The organism is Bacillus sp. DX4.1 (assembly GCF_030348195.1).
Lineage (GTDB): Bacteria > Bacillota > Bacilli > Bacillales > Bacillaceae_G > Bacillus_A.
The window spans coordinates 4,695,978-4,712,095 of sequence record NZ_JAUCFT010000008.1; the positions used below are offsets into that span (position 1 = coordinate 4,695,978).

Annotated in this window: 13 protein-coding genes and 2 pseudogenes; all 15 read right to left on the bottom strand. The window is 37.5% G+C overall.

Annotated features, from left to right (window positions below; all coding sequences use genetic code 11):
* Positions 1-161 precede the first annotated feature (161 nt).
* Positions 162-1,302, bottom strand: a pseudogene (locus tag QUF99_RS26955) (RNA-guided endonuclease InsQ/TnpB family protein).
* A 291-nt stretch (positions 1,303-1,593) separates the two neighbouring features.
* Positions 1,594-2,505, bottom strand: coding sequence for a polyisoprenyl-teichoic acid--peptidoglycan teichoic acid transferase TagU (gene tagU, locus QUF99_RS26960; RefSeq protein WP_289374190.1), 912 nt, complete (start codon positions 2,503-2,505; stop codon positions 1,594-1,596).
* Between the two features lie 247 nt (positions 2,506-2,752).
* Positions 2,753-3,769 (bottom strand): UDP-glucose 4-epimerase GalE, encoded by a 1,017-nt coding sequence (galE, locus tag QUF99_RS26965; RefSeq protein WP_289374191.1) that lies wholly within the window; start codon positions 3,767-3,769, stop codon positions 2,753-2,755.
* A 668-nt stretch (positions 3,770-4,437) separates the two neighbouring features.
* Positions 4,438-5,127, bottom strand: coding sequence for a CpsD/CapB family tyrosine-protein kinase (locus QUF99_RS26970; RefSeq protein WP_289374192.1), 690 nt, complete (start codon positions 5,125-5,127; stop codon positions 4,438-4,440).
* A 445-nt stretch (positions 5,128-5,572) separates the two neighbouring features.
* A pseudogene (locus QUF99_RS26975) lies at positions 5,573-5,728 on the bottom strand (hypothetical protein); the annotation flags it as partial.
* A 64-nt stretch (positions 5,729-5,792) separates the two neighbouring features.
* A complete protein-coding gene (locus tag QUF99_RS26980) occupies positions 5,793-7,595 on the bottom strand; it encodes an ABC transporter ATP-binding protein (RefSeq protein ID WP_289374193.1) in 1,803 nt (600 codons plus the stop codon).
* A gap of 2 nt (positions 7,596-7,597) precedes the next feature.
* Positions 7,598-8,782, bottom strand: a complete 1,185-nt coding sequence (locus tag QUF99_RS26985; RefSeq protein WP_289374194.1) for a nucleotidyltransferase domain-containing protein — start codon at positions 8,780-8,782, stop codon at positions 7,598-7,600.
* A 22-nt stretch (positions 8,783-8,804) separates the two neighbouring features.
* On the bottom strand, positions 8,805-9,257 hold the full coding sequence (locus tag QUF99_RS26990) for a lasso peptide biosynthesis B2 protein (protein ID WP_289374195.1): 453 nt from the start codon (positions 9,255-9,257) through the stop codon (positions 8,805-8,807).
* A 239-nt stretch (positions 9,258-9,496) separates the two neighbouring features.
* Positions 9,497-9,796 carry a lasso peptide biosynthesis PqqD family chaperone gene (locus QUF99_RS26995; RefSeq protein ID WP_289374196.1) on the bottom strand — a complete coding sequence of 100 codons (300 nt, stop codon included), beginning with the start codon at positions 9,794-9,796 and terminating at the stop codon, positions 9,497-9,499.
* The gene (locus QUF99_RS27000; protein WP_289374198.1) at positions 9,786-10,724 is read right to left on the bottom strand and encodes an aldolase; all 939 of its coding nucleotides are present in this window, start codon (positions 10,722-10,724) and stop codon (positions 9,786-9,788) included. Before QUF99_RS27000 ends, QUF99_RS26995 begins: the two co-directional genes overlap by 11 nt.
* 108 nt (positions 10,725-10,832) lie before the next feature.
* Complete coding sequence (locus QUF99_RS27005; protein WP_289374200.1) at positions 10,833-10,964, bottom strand: paeninodin family lasso peptide; 132 nt, start codon at positions 10,962-10,964, stop codon at positions 10,833-10,835.
* A gap of 14 nt (positions 10,965-10,978) precedes the next feature.
* Positions 10,979-12,913 carry a lasso peptide isopeptide bond-forming cyclase gene (locus tag QUF99_RS27010; RefSeq protein WP_289374201.1) on the bottom strand — a complete coding sequence of 645 codons (1,935 nt, stop codon included), beginning with the start codon at positions 12,911-12,913 and terminating at the stop codon, positions 10,979-10,981.
* 555 nt (positions 12,914-13,468) lie between these two features.
* Positions 13,469-14,638: an aminotransferase class I/II-fold pyridoxal phosphate-dependent enzyme gene (locus QUF99_RS27015; RefSeq protein ID WP_289374202.1), complete on the bottom strand. Its 1,170-nt coding sequence runs from the start codon at positions 14,636-14,638 to the stop codon at positions 13,469-13,471.
* Positions 14,639-14,651: 13 nt separating this feature from the next.
* Positions 14,652-15,284 carry an acetyltransferase gene (locus QUF99_RS27020; RefSeq protein WP_289374203.1) on the bottom strand — a complete coding sequence of 211 codons (633 nt, stop codon included), beginning with the start codon at positions 15,282-15,284 and terminating at the stop codon, positions 14,652-14,654.
* Between the two features lie 13 nt (positions 15,285-15,297).
* Positions 15,298-15,894: a sugar transferase gene (locus tag QUF99_RS27025; protein ID WP_289374204.1), complete on the bottom strand. Its 597-nt coding sequence runs from the start codon at positions 15,892-15,894 to the stop codon at positions 15,298-15,300.
* Between the last annotated feature and the right edge of the window lie 224 nt (positions 15,895-16,118).

The window sequence follows — 16,118 nt, forward strand, 5'->3', positions numbered from 1 at the left end:
ATCATAACATATAGTCAGATCTGTGAATCACTGGATTTCATAATGTGAATGACCCCTCCTTAACACTCTTACGAGTTGTTTGAAGAAGGGGCTTCCTGTTTCATAGAGCGTTGCTGCTTGGGAGTACCCAAGCAGTCTTACATACTCTCCACAGGCGTCATTTATACTGTTTGGACACAATCTTGCCCTACAGTTTCAGTCGTTCTCACAAGTAATTGCTCTAACCCTTTTCGCAAAATATTTAGACTCGCATTATAATCCCTGTCTAATACCGTTCCACACTTTGTACAAACATGTGTCCGAATCGAAAGCGATTTTTTCACACGATTCCCACAGCTAGAACAATCTTGCGATGTGTATGCTGGGTCTACTTTCACAAGTAGACCTCCAAATTTCTCGCACTTATACAGCAGCATATTACGAAAAGCACCCCACCCCGCATCAGAAATTGACTTCGCTACCTTTCGATTCCGCACCATATTTCGGATATTGAGATTTTCCATACAAATTACCGAATATTCTTGGGTAAGGTAATAACTTAATTTGTGTAAAAAATCTTTTCTTTGGTTCGCTACCTTTTCGTGAAGGTGTCGAATCCGTTCTACTTGTTTGATATAGTTCGCAGAGCCTTTCTTTTTCTTTGAAAGATTACGCTGTGCTTTTTTAAGTTGCTTTTCTTTTCGGCAGAGAAATCTTGGATTTTCAAATGCCGTTTCATTTGAAAGAACAGCGTATTTGTTTATCCCTACATCTATACCGACTGTCTGTTCTATATCAATAGAAGAAGGTGTGGCTTGTCTTTCGACACTAAAAATAGCGTACCACCTCTTGGATTGGCGTTTAATAATCAGTTGTTTGATGGTTCCTTCTATCGGACGATGAAGAAGGATATCGATTTCTCCTAGTCGTTTGTTATATAATTTTCGGTTATCCGCAAATGACATTGCAAAACGGTGTTTTCCATTCGGTTTGAATCCAAATTGCGTGAAAGTGAGACTGTTATATTCTTTATACTTTTTCAATTTTGGATATTTGGAATCCCCACGAAAAAAGCCATCATATGCCTTTTTCAGTCGTAAAAATACTTCTTGTAAAGGCTGTGATGGCACTTCTTTTAGAAAAGGATAGGTCTTCTTATCTATTGTTTGTTGCTTTTGCATGTCAGAACGTGTATATTTTTCTCTGTTTGTCTAAAAGAGCAGAATTATAGGTTTGACGACAATATTGTAGCCAACGCTCTAACATTTCTTTTTGTTCTTTGGTTGGGAAAATTTCGTATTTTTGACTCAGCAACATTGTCATCACCTTCCTCTTTTTTCGTTGTAGTGTTTCAGATACCTAAACACAAAACAGAATACATGTTCGCACCTATTTCTAGTACTATCATACATGATGTGACATAAAAAGGAAATAGAAATTTCGTGCTATACACGTCCAACATTCATCCCCTCCCTACCACCTGGGCTATGCCCTGCAAGTGCTTGAGGAAGGGGACTTCTGTTGGAGTACTGTTAAAATTTGTTCACTTTTATTCATTCCATCACAAAAAAACCCAATTTCTCATGAGAGATAATTGGGCTTGTTATACACATGTTACTGCTTTGGCAACTCTAAATGTTCTCTTAACTTATTAGAAAGGTCTTGACGATCCTTGTCCGGTACGAAGTAATACCAAATACCACCTTGCTTATGACCATCTCCAGGAATTTGAATCTCTTCTTTATTTTGCATCGCAGATTTATAATTACTCTGCATATCAAATATTTGATCTTGCGTTAAATTTGTTTTAACGTTTTTTTCAACTGCTTGTAACATATCGCCAAGTTTTGTTAGGGACGATACGCTTGCCCCTTTACTAATAACAGCTCCCAGCACTTGACGCTGACGCATTTGACGACCGAAATCACCGCGTGCATCTTGCTTACGCATACGCGTATACTTTAACGCTTGCTCGCCATTTAAATGAATATTCCCTTTCTCAAATGACATGCCTTCTAATGTAAACGCCAAGTCGTTATAAACATCGACACCACCAACAGCATCAACAATATCACTGAAACCTTCCATATTGACTTCAATATAATAATCAACCGGAACATCTAAGAAATTTTCAACCGTATTTACAGTCATATTAATTCCGCCAAATGCATAGGCGTGATTAATTTTATCTTTTTTCCCTTTTCCAACAATCTCTGTATATGTGTCACGAGGAATACTTACAATTTTCATCGAACTGGATTTGGGATTTAACGTCAATAACATTAACGAATCCGCACGCCCTTTATCTGTGCCGCGCTCATCAGCACCGAGCAATAAGATGGAAACGGGCTTAACTTCTCCTAACTCCACATCAGTAGATCGCTTCACAGAATGATCTCGTTCAAGCGGACTATATACTTTATTTAGCGTACCTGAAACAGAAGAATACATATAATATGCATAACCGCCACCCGCAATTACAAGCACACCGATAATACCAAGTATCCAAAATAGAATCTTCTTCATAGCGGTAACCTTCTTTCTAGAATCGGCCTTAATCGTCCCATGCAGGAACAAAGTACCAAATCCATCATACATGGAAATAAATTCCACAACTAACTTATATTATGTTTCAGCACATTTACATATATATTTCCCCATATGATGTCTTGCCTATACAAAAGAACTCCCCGCCTTATCCAGCGTATGGATAAAGCGGGGAGTTCCTTTTACTGTGTAATACAAAGAAAGCCAAATATTCGACCCAAATATACTATACTTCTTGGTAGCCATTCTTATTGCTTGATTGCCATTTCCATGAATCGATACACATTTCTTCAAGGCCACGCTTTGCTTCCCATCCTAATTCTTGTTTTGCCTTAGAAGGGTCTGCAAAACACACAGCAACATCCCCAGATCTACGCTCTGTAATTTTATAAGGGATTGACTTTCCCGAAACCTTTTCAAATGCCTGTACCATTTCTAAGACGCTATAACCGACACCTGTGCCAAGATTATATGCATCTACTCCGGCTGTTCGTAATACTTTTCCAAGGGCTTTAACATGCCCATCAGCAAGGTCAACAACGTGGATATAATCACGGACACCTGTTCCATCTTTTGTTGGATAGTCATTACCAAATACACTTAACTCTGCTAACTGGCCTACCGCCACTTGTGCTACATATGGCATTAGGTTATTCGGAATTCCGTTTGGATCTTCCCCGATATAACCACTAGTATGTGCACCAAATGGATTGAAGTAACGAAGTAATGCGATACTCCACTCGGAATCAGCTACAGCCACGTCACGCATAATTTGTTCGATCATCAATTTTGTTTGACCATACGGGTTTGTTGCGCTTAATGGAAATTCTTCCGTAATCGGTGATGTTTCAGGGATACCGTACACAGTTGCCGATGAACTGAAAATCATCTTCTTCACATTATGTTTTTGCATTACATCACATAATACTAATGTACTTGTAATATTGTTATGATAATACGTAAGTGGAATTTTCACAGATTCTCCAACTGCTTTTAAACCAGCAAAATGAATAACTGCTTCGATTGTATTTTCTTCAAAAATCGCATCAATTGCCTCACAATCAAGAAGATCTTCTTTATAAAACTTAAATTGTTTTCCTGTTATTTCTTTTACTCTGTTTAACGATTCTATTGAACTATTAGAAAGGTTGTCAACTACTACGATATCATAACCACTATTTAATAATTCCACGCATGTATGACTACCAATATATCCTGCTCCACCTGTTACAAGTATTGCCATAAGTATAGCCCTCCATATTATATTTACTTTTTATTTCTCGGTCTTTCATTACTCATTCTTATAACTCCAAACAGAATCAATTTCAAAATGTTATCTCCATATACTTCCTATCATTTCACATCAAAAAAGCCCAATTGAACAAATGAAAATTGGGCTCCTCACTTCATCTACGATTTTTTCTCTAAGTTCGGCTTAGACATAAGTTTTGTATATACAACAAATCGATCTGAAGTATGGCCAATATCCCCAAACGAATATCATGTCGGTTTACCATCATTCGTACCTGCAAGAATTTCACTCAACTTTGAAATTCCTGGTTATTTCTCCTGTTTATAACAATCATATAATTTAAATATATCATAATGAACCCTGTTAAAGATAACTTAATAACAATTTTTAAATGTAAATATCTTATAAACTTCCACCTCAAGATGGATACCAATATATATATAAATCCATTTTGATTTTTTGACATATAAGCCGCGGCTATGGATAACAAAAGGTGACCTGTACTCGTTTTCCCTCTTTGTTTTCACTCGGCATGGGGCAGGAAAAGGATCTGACCGCTTCTATGCATGGCCGGATGCTCTCCCCCACCTAAAAAGAAGGGTTTTATATCGGTTTTTTAATTTGTATTTATATATTCTTCATCTGTTCTTCTTATCTATTTAGTTCGAACCGTAATAGTAATACTCTGATTCGGTTTGTTCTTTATCATTTAAAATGACGCCAAGTAATTTACCCTTTGCACCATCTAATACCTGTTTTGCCTTCAACGCTGTACCCTTTTCTGTTTCTTCACTACGTACAACAAGTATAGAAGCATCACATTGATTCGCCAAAATTTGCGCGTCCGTAACCGGTAAAAGTGGGGGAGTATCAAAAATAACCAGATCATACATGCCATATGCCTCTGAAAGTAATCCTTTCATTGAACTTGCTCCAAGCAATTCTGCTGGGTTTGGTGGGATTGATCCACATGATAAAAAGTCTAAGTTACCAACGCTTGTCTTTTCTACGCACATCTCCAGTTTTTTACTACGTGTTAATACGTCCGCTAGACCGAAAAGATTATCGATTTGCAACATTTGATGCAAGGCTGGCTTACGTAAATCCGCATCAATCAGTAACACCTTTTTTCCTTGTTGCGCAAAGACAATCGCGATATTAGCAACTGTTGTTGTTTTTCCTTCCTTCGAATTTGCTGATGTTACAAGAAACGAACGAATCTTCTTATCAACAGATGCAAATTCAATGTTTGTTCGTATATTTCGGTACTGCTCTGAAACAGCTGATTTCGGCTTTTCATATGCAATAAGCTGCCGACGTTGACGTGATGCTTTCTTCTTAAAAATCAATTGTCTGCCCCCTTACTTTCCTCGTGCTGTTAAACTACTACTTTTCACACTACTTTCTTCCATGTGAGAAACGACACCAAGTAGTTTTTCAATTACAATCTATATAAATCCATTTTGATTTTTCGACATATAAGCCGCGGCTGTGGATAACAAAAGGTGACCTGCACTCGTTTTCTCCCTTTGTTTTCACTATGTCTGGGCAGGAAAAGGATCTGACCGCTTCTATGCATGGCCGGACGCTCTCTCCCACCTAAAAAGAAGGGCTTTATGTCGGTTTTTTAATTTGTATTTATATATCATAATTATTATTTTTTCAATTTTGCTTTATTATAGAAAGGGGGAAATTGAGAAAACACCCCAAACCTAAAATTACGAATCCTCCATACAAAAAGACGACAGTTACCTTTTAAGGAACCTGTCATCTTTTTTGCTAAATATATAGCTATCCTTTTCCAATCGGTCCACGTACGCGTGTCATTTTAACTTCTAAACGAAGCTGATCACCTGGACGTACTTGGCGCTTGAAACGGCAGTTATCCACCTCTTCTACATTTTTTAAATCTTGAGATGGGGTATTACTGCCCGTTAATGCGGGATAAATGTCCTGAAGAAATAAAAGCAGTACATTTCCCGCCTTTATCAGTCAAAACCATAGATGCCAATACTCAAAGGCTTACCTCGGCTTGTTTTCCCAATAAACTGCTGAACAAACCGTTTTTATCTGTCGCCAGTTGAGCAAAACTGCCATTCTGAATGATTTGCCCCTGGTCCATTACAATTACCTGATCAGCTTTCCGTATAGTGGATAATCTGTGCGCAATGACAATGATCGTCATGCTTCCTTTCAGTCTTTCCAATGCCTCTTGAATTTTCGCTTCATTTTCAGCATCTAGTGCACTGGTCGCCTCATCCAATACTAAAATGGATGGCTTTCGAAGTATCGCTCTAGCTAAAACAAGCCGTTGCCGTTCTCCTCCTGAAAGTCTGACTCCTCTATCGCCGATAAGTGTATCCACTCCTTGCGGAAGCCTGCTAACAAACTCAGCAGAAGCAGAAAAATCCAATGCTTCCCAAATTTGCTCTTCGCTTGCATTTGGCTCAACCATTCTCAAATTGTCTCTTATACTAGCATTAAATAAAAATGGATCTTGAGGAACATAGCTAATGGATTTCCTCAATGATAATAGGTCCTTACTTGTCAAAGGTTTATTATCTATTAATAACTGTCCGCTCTCTGGTTGCATAAGTCCCATTACAATATCGATTAATGTACTCTTCCCAGCGCCGGAACGCCCTGAGATAGCTGTCATACAGTTGGATGGAATGCACAAATTGATATTTTTCAGGGAGTATACAGAATCCTGTTTATTGTAACGAAAAGAGATATTTCGGCACTCAATGGATTGTTCTATCTGAATTGGATTCACACAATTATAATTCTGCTCTACATCTTTTAATTCCATACTTTTCCTACACTCTTCTTGTAATTCCAGCATATCTTTAAACGCAGAAAGATTCGATGCAATTTGTTCCATGTTTGATTGTATGCCTGAAAATCGCGGCCACAATCGGGAAAATATAAGAATAATTAATAATAATTGCTCAGTTTTCGTATGAAACAAATTGACCGATAACAAAATAAGAAAAGCAATGCAAACCGCTGATGCGACCTTATAAAAGAGCTGAGAATTATTTCTCACCGTAATAGATGCAAACTGCTCACGTTCCACATCTTCTACCCAATTACGCAGCCACATAATACGGGATTGTTCTAGGAGATTGCTCTTTATATCTTTAATCCCATTAAAATGATCTGTTATACCTGCAAGATAAGCTTTTGAATTCTCTGAGGTCCGGCCACCTAACCGTTTCGATTTTTTAATAAATCTTCGGGAAAAAAAGGCAAGCACAACACCACAACATAACACAAAGATTGTTATATCTGCCGATAACCAAAAAGCGAAACCAATCTGTATAAATGTAAAAACCAATGAAGTAAGCAATTGTAAAAACAAGTTCGTACCTGCGCTGACACGGCCCAATTCTGTTGTCAAAGAGTTAATCAAATCAGATTTCCTCTTTCTCACAAAAAAACTCCAATTGGCTTGCAACAGGTCACGGTAAGTTTCCATTCTCAAATGGTTAATAAAACGTATATGAATTTTTGCATTGCGAATCGTGATGTTTCTTTGCAAAATCGCTTGCCCCACAACCAGTACGATATATATTCCTAATACAAGTGGTAATCCTAAATTTGTTGGAAGATCACTTAGAAATCCTAATGGTCCTGAAAGCGGGCTTGCTGCTTCATTCATCTTTGCAATTCCGCTAATACTGATCATAGGGATTAATAGTAAAATGCCGATTCCCTCTACAAGACTGACCGATACCATTCCCAAGAGATTAACAATGAGAATGTTTCCAGTAAAAGAGTATAATTGCTTGATAAAGTATAAAATATTTCTCATTTTCACATCTCCTTATGACCCATCATTTTCCTCCACATCCACAAAATAGGTCGTAAAGGAAAATATAGCACATGCAACTGTTTTGGCAATGGTAAAGTTTCCACATCCTGAGGATAAGGATACAACCAACTGAGATGAAACAATAACTTTTGAGAGCTTGTCTTTAACGAATATAAATACCGTTCATGATATTTTGAAACTTCTTCTGGAACTGGATCTGTATGCAAATTAATCATACTTTCCAAGTAATATATCGCAATTTGCGCTAATTGCGTGAATCGTTCTCCTGACATGAACACTTTTGTCTCTTCTGTTGCCGGAGTATTGAGCAGCTGAGAAGATAAAACAAGTGCCTGACCTACCAGATGATTACATTGATATTTTTTCAAAAGGAAATTAAGCTCTTTCCAATCCATCTCTTGCCTTACAATACGGTCAATGTCTGCTAACCATCGAATCCTAGACCAACCATGTCTAGTGCCATGACAAACAAGAAACATAAACAAATCCTCTCTACCTAGAAAATAGACAGGATAACTTGTGATAGGGCTAGTTCTTTTTCGTTTCCATAACTCATCGAAGCGCGGTTCCTTTCCCGGGCCTGGGTGTAGTCGCCAATGAATCTCCAATTTCACTTTACTCATCGGATGCATGTAAGTTGTATGGTGACGTCTCCACTTCCATTCATTCATAACCGTAGGGAAATCATCCTCTTTGATATAACCATTCTTCACAAGTAACTCGTTCACTTTTCCAAGATCATCCATAGGAACAAGAACATCCAGGTCCCCTGATGTTCGAAGCGAAATATCTCCATATAAATCTACGCCAAGAATAGGTCCCTTCAAAAATAGGAGACGGAGCTGGTTTTCAGCAAATAATTTACTTACCTTTCCCATCTCTCCACTCAAATGAAGCATGTGGAATGTATTCCTTTTGGAGTATGCACTTAACGCTTGTACAACATGTGAAGGAACTAGCTGTTTATCAATGTCCTTCATTTTTGTATAAATAAGGGGGTACATGCGATGATGCAGCGTCAGTTTCAAAAATTTGTTCCAATCAATATCGATAAACCAATCTTTTTGGATTGTTTGTAGATCTTTATCTTCTTTCTTTATAATTTCAAGTAACAATTTCAATTCTTTAGGTAAATGGCTCAAATCAAGATTACAACCGGTATCCATCTCATTCTCCTTCAAGATTTTTTTACCCTATTCTTCTTGCAAATTTACCAACAACAGTGAATCTCTTCATTTCTTCTGCGCCAGTAATATAAAAGGGCCCGCTGCGCAACCACGCATGGGCAATCATGTTTCCTGTCTCATCTTTCGCGGTTCCTAAATAAAGCGTACTTTCAATATGACGCTTCTCCAGCATTTTCATTGCAGCAATAGCTTTAACGAGACACTGGCTTTCCCAAAATGTATAACGACTCATCATATGCACTGCTTGAGAAATTTTCCTTAACATAATCTTGTCCGATTCATCATAGCTTAAAGATGTTTCTGCCATATGAATTCCCAATATAGGAGCAGCTTTAGAAAACGGTATACTTTTCAGAATACGAGCCCAACCTAAATAAAAGAAAGCTTCTAAAAGTAACACCTTTGTTCTCGTATCGAACGACAAGAAAGCTTTTGCTTTATTTATGATATTCATCGATCCTACTCCTAATCTATTAAATCTGGAACATTCAGCTATATATATCCATTTTGATTTTTCGACATATAGTTGCGGCTATGGATAACAAAGGGTGACCTGCACTCATTTTCTCTCTTTTTTTTAACTTGGTACGGGGCAGGAAAAGGATCTGACCGCTTCTATGCATGACCGGATGCTCTCTCCCACCTAAAAAGAAGAGTTTTATGTCGGTTTTCTAATTTGTATTTATATACAAATCAACCTTTCTCATTGATCAAGATTAATTCTTCTGAATACAAGTGGTTTAGGAAAGAGAGTACTTGTTTCTTACACTCTGCCTCTTCAATCGCATATCGGGACATTAATATATTAACTAGTTGATCAACTGATATTAATTCATTAATTAAATCCCAAATTTCACCGCCTAGCCCTCCTAAATTGTAGTATTTTCCATTATGGATGCTCATCATCACTTTCTCTCCATCCATATCGCTCACTACATTTTCTTGTCCCTGTACGATAAAACTGTTTAATGAAATTTCTTGTTTACTCATCATTTTTTTCCTCCTCTTTTAAAGAATCTAGAATTGTGGATACTAAATCATGCACCGTGAATTTCGAAATAGGGCGCCTCAATTGAAACATATCTACCTTGTTTACGATACTTGTAGATTGCATAAAATGCCAGTCCATCATCCCTAACCGCGGGATTAATGAGTTCCGATATGTATGACGAAGCAATGTACGCAGTCTTTCTAATCCTTCAATCTGGTGGATTTCGACATCCTCATTTTCTACTTTCACTAACTCAAATATACCTGCCAGTGGTAACGATTCATTAAGAAATTTAGATGAAACTGGTACAGCATATTTAGTCTCTCTTTCAAATAAAGGCTGATAATGCGTCGTTTCCATTCCAAACTGATCAAGACTCTCTTTCCATAGCTTTTGTTGCGGGTAAGATGGTGTAACAAAAGGAGTATTATCCTCAGAAAGAGACACAGCGATTACATCATCGCTTAAAAGTTGATATCCTTTTCTTAGCAGAGCCGATGCAAGGGTTGACTTCCCAGCTCCCGATCTTCCTACAAAAGCATATGCCTTTCCATTGATGGCTATTACACTTCCATGCAGGGGAAGTATTTTTCTCTGCATCAATAATGCACCCATACAAGTCCCAAGAATATAAAGTCGAATCTTATCTTGGTCAGACCCTTCCATAGGTGAAACAATAATTTTTTCTCCATTTCGGATACAAAACGTAGCAGTTTCGGGGATTTGGAACATAATTGATTCTTTTTCGACTACGAATGCTGACTTTTTGGAGGACAACTCACTCCATAACTTGGACAAGTCTGCAGTTTCGATTCTTACGTCTACTTCATTTTCATAATTGCTTACTTGAGGCAATTCCGGTAGAGGAATCTCACTTAATAGGGTTAATCCGAAGGTTTTGTAAATCTCTTTCTTTACAGTATGTATCATCTTTCTCACTCCAAATAGTTGAAAAATTGATTAAAAAAAAACCCTTATACTGTTTTTAAACTATATAAGGGCTGTAAAGCATATAAATCTCATTTAAATATTAGTGCATTAGCTGTAATGAAGTGCGCCTTCTTCGTCCTCATCTTCAAAGACTTGGTCAACTTTAGAAAGTCCTGGTCCAGCCATTGTCATGTTGATATCAAGCACTTCTAATACTGGTGGTTGCCATGTTTGTTTCATAGTATCACCTCCTTTCAAATAAATTTCTTGATGAATCGATACGCGATAAGACTACGCATTAAAATTCTGAAATCTGGATCGAATGCATATTCCGGTTGTGGTTTTCCTTGCATCTTCAAAATTGCGTTCTTAATAACTTCTATATTGAAAAACTCAGAGGCCACAGGGTCCGCACTAAGCTGCTGAAGTTCTCCGATAAATATTTCCCAAGAGGGAACCATGCGGTGAATCACATCAGCACTTTGTACACCCCGACGCCGATTCAGCCTTACCTTGTCAGGAAGAAAACCTTTTGTCGCTCTTCGGACAAGTGCTCGGTTTAAACCATTTTGAACGAATTGTTCGAGCGGGAGAGATAAACAAAATCGAATTACTCGTAAGTCATTCGTCGGATCATGCCCCTGCAAACCATAGCGCAAGGACAGTTTTGTTCCACTTGTACCGGTCGTATTCCATAAATTTAGCTGTTCAAAATGTTTCTGCCTAATTTCATATATACTAGGTACAGAAGCCCCCGTTTTTTTGATGCCATGTTCTTCAAGTTTGTTAAATACATCTGTACGTTTCGCAAGTTCTGGATTGATCAACATTGGCAGTTCATATTGCTGTTGTGAAGAAATCATACGGTTTATGAACGGAAATGCCTTCTTCCCTACAACTTTCAGGATTCTCGATTTTTCCACTCCACCATTTTTACCATATAAATCGATTTCACGATAAAGTTGAAGCCATTTCAACTTTTTTAATAGAACCGCATAGTAGTCTAAAGCTGGCCCCCAAGAAATCGTGAAATTTCCTCTTGCCCCATTTAGGAGCACTCCAACTCCTTGTTGCTGGGCTTTTTCATAAATCCCCTTCACCCAAATAGAGTTTTCAAAAAATTTATACGGCATTTCCATAATATCAAGCCAATCATCAATTTCTGAAAATGAACTTTTCCCTGGGAAATTCAAGTAATGATCTGTAATATTTCCTACATGTTGTACTGTAGATTGGATAAACGGCTTCTCATCAGCAACCGTATGGCTACGAGTCCAATCAACAAAGCCTTCTGCAGGTACAGAGCTGAATGTATATAATTTTTTATTCTCTTTTTGCAGAGCTCTGGCAGCAAAACTAGCAACTGCACCCGAATCTAATCCTCCACTTAAATGGGAACCGACATTGCGATGAGTACGTAGTCTTGATGTGACTGCACTTTCAAATACATCTCGAAACGCCTCTTCATATTCTTGATTAGATTTAAGCTGTAATCGTTTCCCTACAAACAATGTATCATATTTCGAAAGACTTATCCTTCCATTGATTACAGAGATCGTATGAGAAGGCGGCACTTGTTCTATATTTTTATGGACTGTTGAAAATGCATCTATTGTATCAAGCATATTAGGTATCGCTAAATATTCAGCTAACCATTTCTCATTTAAATCCTTCCCGACGTACGGTAAAGAAAACAATGGTTGTATGCTGGTGCAAAAAGCAAATTGATTTTGATTACGGTAAAAGTACAAAGTCCGACTTCCTGAAAAATCACGTGCACCAAAGAGTAATTGTTTTCTCTCATCCCAAATCATAAAGGCAAAATCGCCAATCAGATACTTTGGTACATCTTCTCCCCACTTTTGATACGCTAGCAAAATCAACTTACTGTCAGGCATCTCTCTTCTGTATGCCTGTTCTACTTGTAATCTATCAAATAATTCATTGCGATTATCAATAATAGCATCAGCAGTTATAGCCAACTGTGTTTCATAATCATAGTAAGGTAATTGTTCATTAATAGATTCGGATGTTATCCATTGTGCATGGGAGCCCAAAAAAATATTTTCCTTGTGCCATATATCGGTATTGTCAGCTGGATAACGAGATAAAGCTTTCATGATTCCCATACTATGTTCAAACGGTATGGGTTCCCCATTTAAATGATATATTCCGGTTATTGCACTCATTTCTTTCCTCCCACTACGAGACAAGTAAGGGAAAACCCGATGGATAAGACGATTACCAGATATATCAAAAAATGTTATTAATATACCAATAAAACCTTTTCTCAAACTACCGTGTTTCCGCATAACAGATTTTAAAACCCGATTTTACAACCTTACATCCATTTATAGTTGAAACATTCAAGCATTCAGGCTATCTGTCCTATTGTAAACCCTTGCATTTTTATTTTTATATTCTTAAAAAAGGACAAAGGTGTGATTCTCTTACTTTGAATAAAACATATTGCTATCTAACTTTTTATATAAAAAACCGATAAATTTAATATATCAATAAAATGTTTATTTTCTTTATACAGAATACAAACTCAGATTATCATTTCACCTTTATGTTGTCAAGTATCTGTATACTCAAAAAAACGAATATTTATGTATCTTTTTAAGTAACTATAATAACAAATGATAAAGTGAAACTTTAATCAGTGGGGCTTTCTGCATCCCCCACTAATTATTAGCCTTCACCAATCAAGCTTTTACGGGCAGTTTATCCCCCACCTATCTTTACATACCAACACTTATTGTCAGTATATTTTTGATACATGCAATAACCCTTGTCTGATCTTTCTCTGTCATACTTGATCCAGATGGAAGACATAAGCCTGTTTCAAACAATTTGCTAGCAACATCTTCGCAATCACTATGAGGATAATAAGTTATCCCCTCAAATAGCGGTTGCATATGAAGAGGTTTCCAAACAGGACGTGCCTCAATATTTTCATTTTCCAATTGTTTCAGTAATTCCTGAATCGATACCCCTGCTTTTTCTTCATCTACAGTAAGAGCTGTAAGCCATCGGTTCGAATAAGTATTCTCTAACTCAGGCATGAATTTTATACCTGGAATATGAGATAATTCTTGGTAGTATCTATCAAATATTCGTCTTCTTGCCTGTACTCTGTCTTGTAAGACTTGCAGCTGCGCTCTGCCTACCCCCGCCAAAATATTACTCATACGGTAATTATATCCCAATTCACTGTGTTGGTAGTGCGGAGCCGGGTCTCTTGCCTGAGTAGCTAAAAATCTTGCTTTTTTCAATGCTTCGACTTCATTTGAAACAAGCATACCTCCACCTGAAGTTGTAATGATTTTATTGCCATTAAACGAATAAACACCAAACTTCCCGAATGTTCCGCTTGCTTTACCTTTGTAGAAAGAACCGAGCGATTCCGCTGCATCCTCTATCACTGGAACATCGTACTTATTGCATAGCGAAAGAATTTCATCCATTTTAGCGCTTTGTCCATATAGATTCACAACAATTACTGCTTTCGGAAGTATTTCCTTCTCGTTTGCATCACGCAATGCACGTTCTAAAGCTTGTGGTGACATATTCCATGTTTCAGGTTCTGAATCAATGAATACTGGTGTAGCCCCTAAATATACAATTGGATTTGCGCTCGCTATAAAAGTAAGGCTCGAACAAAACACTGTATCCCCATCTTTTACATCCAGCAAGCGAAGTGCCAAATGAATAGCAGCGGTTCCTGAACTAACTGCAGCCGCATCACGAACTCCCACATGGGATGAAAGTTCACTTTCAAACGCATCTACATTCGGACCAAGTGGAGCAATCCAATTCATATCAAATGCTTCCCCTATATATTTTTGTTCATTGCCGCTCATATGTGGAGCGGAGAGATAGATTCTTGTTTTTCCCTGTGAATATACCACTTTAAACACTCTCCTACAATTCTTTTTTTGTTACTCTAGCTGGAATGCCCACTGCTGTACAATTCGCTACAATATCGCAGATTACCGTTGCTCCCGCACCGATAACAGCCCAATCCCCAATTGTAATATTTGGAATTACATTAGCTCCTGCCCCTACATGTACTCCTGTCCCTAGGGTAACAGATCCAGTAAGAACAGCATTAGGAGAAATATGTACAAAATCTTTTACCTTATTATCATGTTCAACAATAGCTCCTGTATTGACAATAACGTGATTCCCAATTTCAACATCTGCATTAACGATTGCACCTGGCATAACAACTGTGCCAACTCCAATCTTTGCACTTAAACTAACAATAGCTTGCTTATGTATAAGCGTCACATAGCGATGATTAGGAATCTCTAACTGCTCCATAATTAATTTTCTAGTTCTGTTATTTCCTATAGCTATAACGAACTTCGTATCTGCATGTTCATTCATTAACTTTACAGCTGCAGAAATAGGGCCAAAATAAATGCCGTCCTCAACCTTTAATTGTTCATACACATCATCTAGGTGTCCAATGACTTCATAATTTCCATTTGATAGGATAATATCGCGGATGACCTTACTGTGACCACCTGCCCCAATCATGATTATTCGCATTCATCTCACCTCCTCAAAAGTTCTTTGTACCAGTAAATTTCTCAATGGTCACATGCCCAGCTTGATTAATTCCTTCTGACTTAAATACTTTCTTTGCCGTTAACAACAAAATTTTCATATCAAGCCAAAAAGTCCGATTCTTGACATACCACACATCAAAATCAAATTTCTCTTCCCATGAAATTGCGTTTCTTCCATTCACTTGAGCCCAGCCTGTAATTCCTGGTCTTACATTATGCCGCTTGGCTTGTTCTTCTGTATATAGCCCCAAATATTCCATTAATAATGGTCTCGGGCCTACCAAACTTAAATCCCCTTTTATAACATTGAACAACTGTGGCAACTCATCCAAACTACATTTTCTAAGTAATTCCCCAAACTTAGTAAGCCTTACATCATCGGACAGCATATTCCCCTCGCTATCTTTCTCATCAGTCATAGATCTAAACTTGTAAAGAAAAAAAGGCGTACCATGTACTCCCGGACGTTGCTGCTTAAATATGATGGGGGAGCCCAACTTAACTCTAACTAAAACAGCTACTATAATAATAGGAAGTAACAGTAACACTAATAATGATAAAGAAACGAACAAATCAAAAAGTCTTTTCATAAGTAATTATACTCCAATCGAAAATTTTTTGAGGTGATTCCCACAAAACGGAATTATAACCTTCCAACCACCTTTAGGGGAGTTTTTCCAATTCAACCTTACTCTTGCATAAAATTTTAGCAATTCGTAGCTTACATTCTTCTATGAATTTCGTTCATTCAGTATGTTATAAATACATTCCCTCGTGTTCTGAAATCCTAGGCGCCTAAACTCAATAATAAAAC

What these genes read in the sequence shown, in the direction of transcription:
- tagU (WP_289374190.1), bottom strand. Translation starts at nt 2,505, where the DNA reads ATGAAGAAGATTCTATTTTGGATACTTGGTATTATCGGTGTGCTTGTA.
- galE (WP_289374191.1), bottom strand. Translation starts at nt 3,769, where the DNA reads ATGGCAATACTTGTAACAGGTGGAGCAGGATATATTGGTAGTCATACA.
- QUF99_RS26980 (WP_289374193.1), bottom strand. Translation starts at nt 7,595, where the DNA reads ATGAGAAATATTTTATACTTTATCAAGCAATTATACTCTTTTACTGGA.
- QUF99_RS26985 (WP_289374194.1), bottom strand. Translation starts at nt 8,782, where the DNA reads ATGGATACCGGTTGTAATCTTGATTTGAGCCATTTACCTAAAGAATTG.
- QUF99_RS26990 (WP_289374195.1), bottom strand. Translation starts at nt 9,257, where the DNA reads ATGAATATCATAAATAAAGCAAAAGCTTTCTTGTCGTTCGATACGAGA.
- QUF99_RS26995 (WP_289374196.1), bottom strand. Translation starts at nt 9,796, where the DNA reads ATGATGAGTAAACAAGAAATTTCATTAAACAGTTTTATCGTACAGGGA.
- QUF99_RS27000 (WP_289374198.1), bottom strand. Translation starts at nt 10,724, where the DNA reads ATGATACATACTGTAAAGAAAGAGATTTACAAAACCTTCGGATTAACC.
- QUF99_RS27005 (WP_289374200.1), bottom strand. Translation starts at nt 10,964, where the DNA reads ATGAAACAAACATGGCAACCACCAGTATTAGAAGTGCTTGATATCAAC.
- QUF99_RS27010 (WP_289374201.1), bottom strand. Translation starts at nt 12,913, where the DNA reads ATGAGTGCAATAACCGGAATATATCATTTAAATGGGGAACCCATACCG.
- QUF99_RS27020 (WP_289374203.1), bottom strand. Translation starts at nt 15,284, where the DNA reads ATGCGAATAATCATGATTGGGGCAGGTGGTCACAGTAAGGTCATCCGC.
- QUF99_RS27025 (WP_289374204.1), bottom strand. Translation starts at nt 15,894, where the DNA reads ATGAAAAGACTTTTTGATTTGTTCGTTTCTTTATCATTATTAGTGTTA.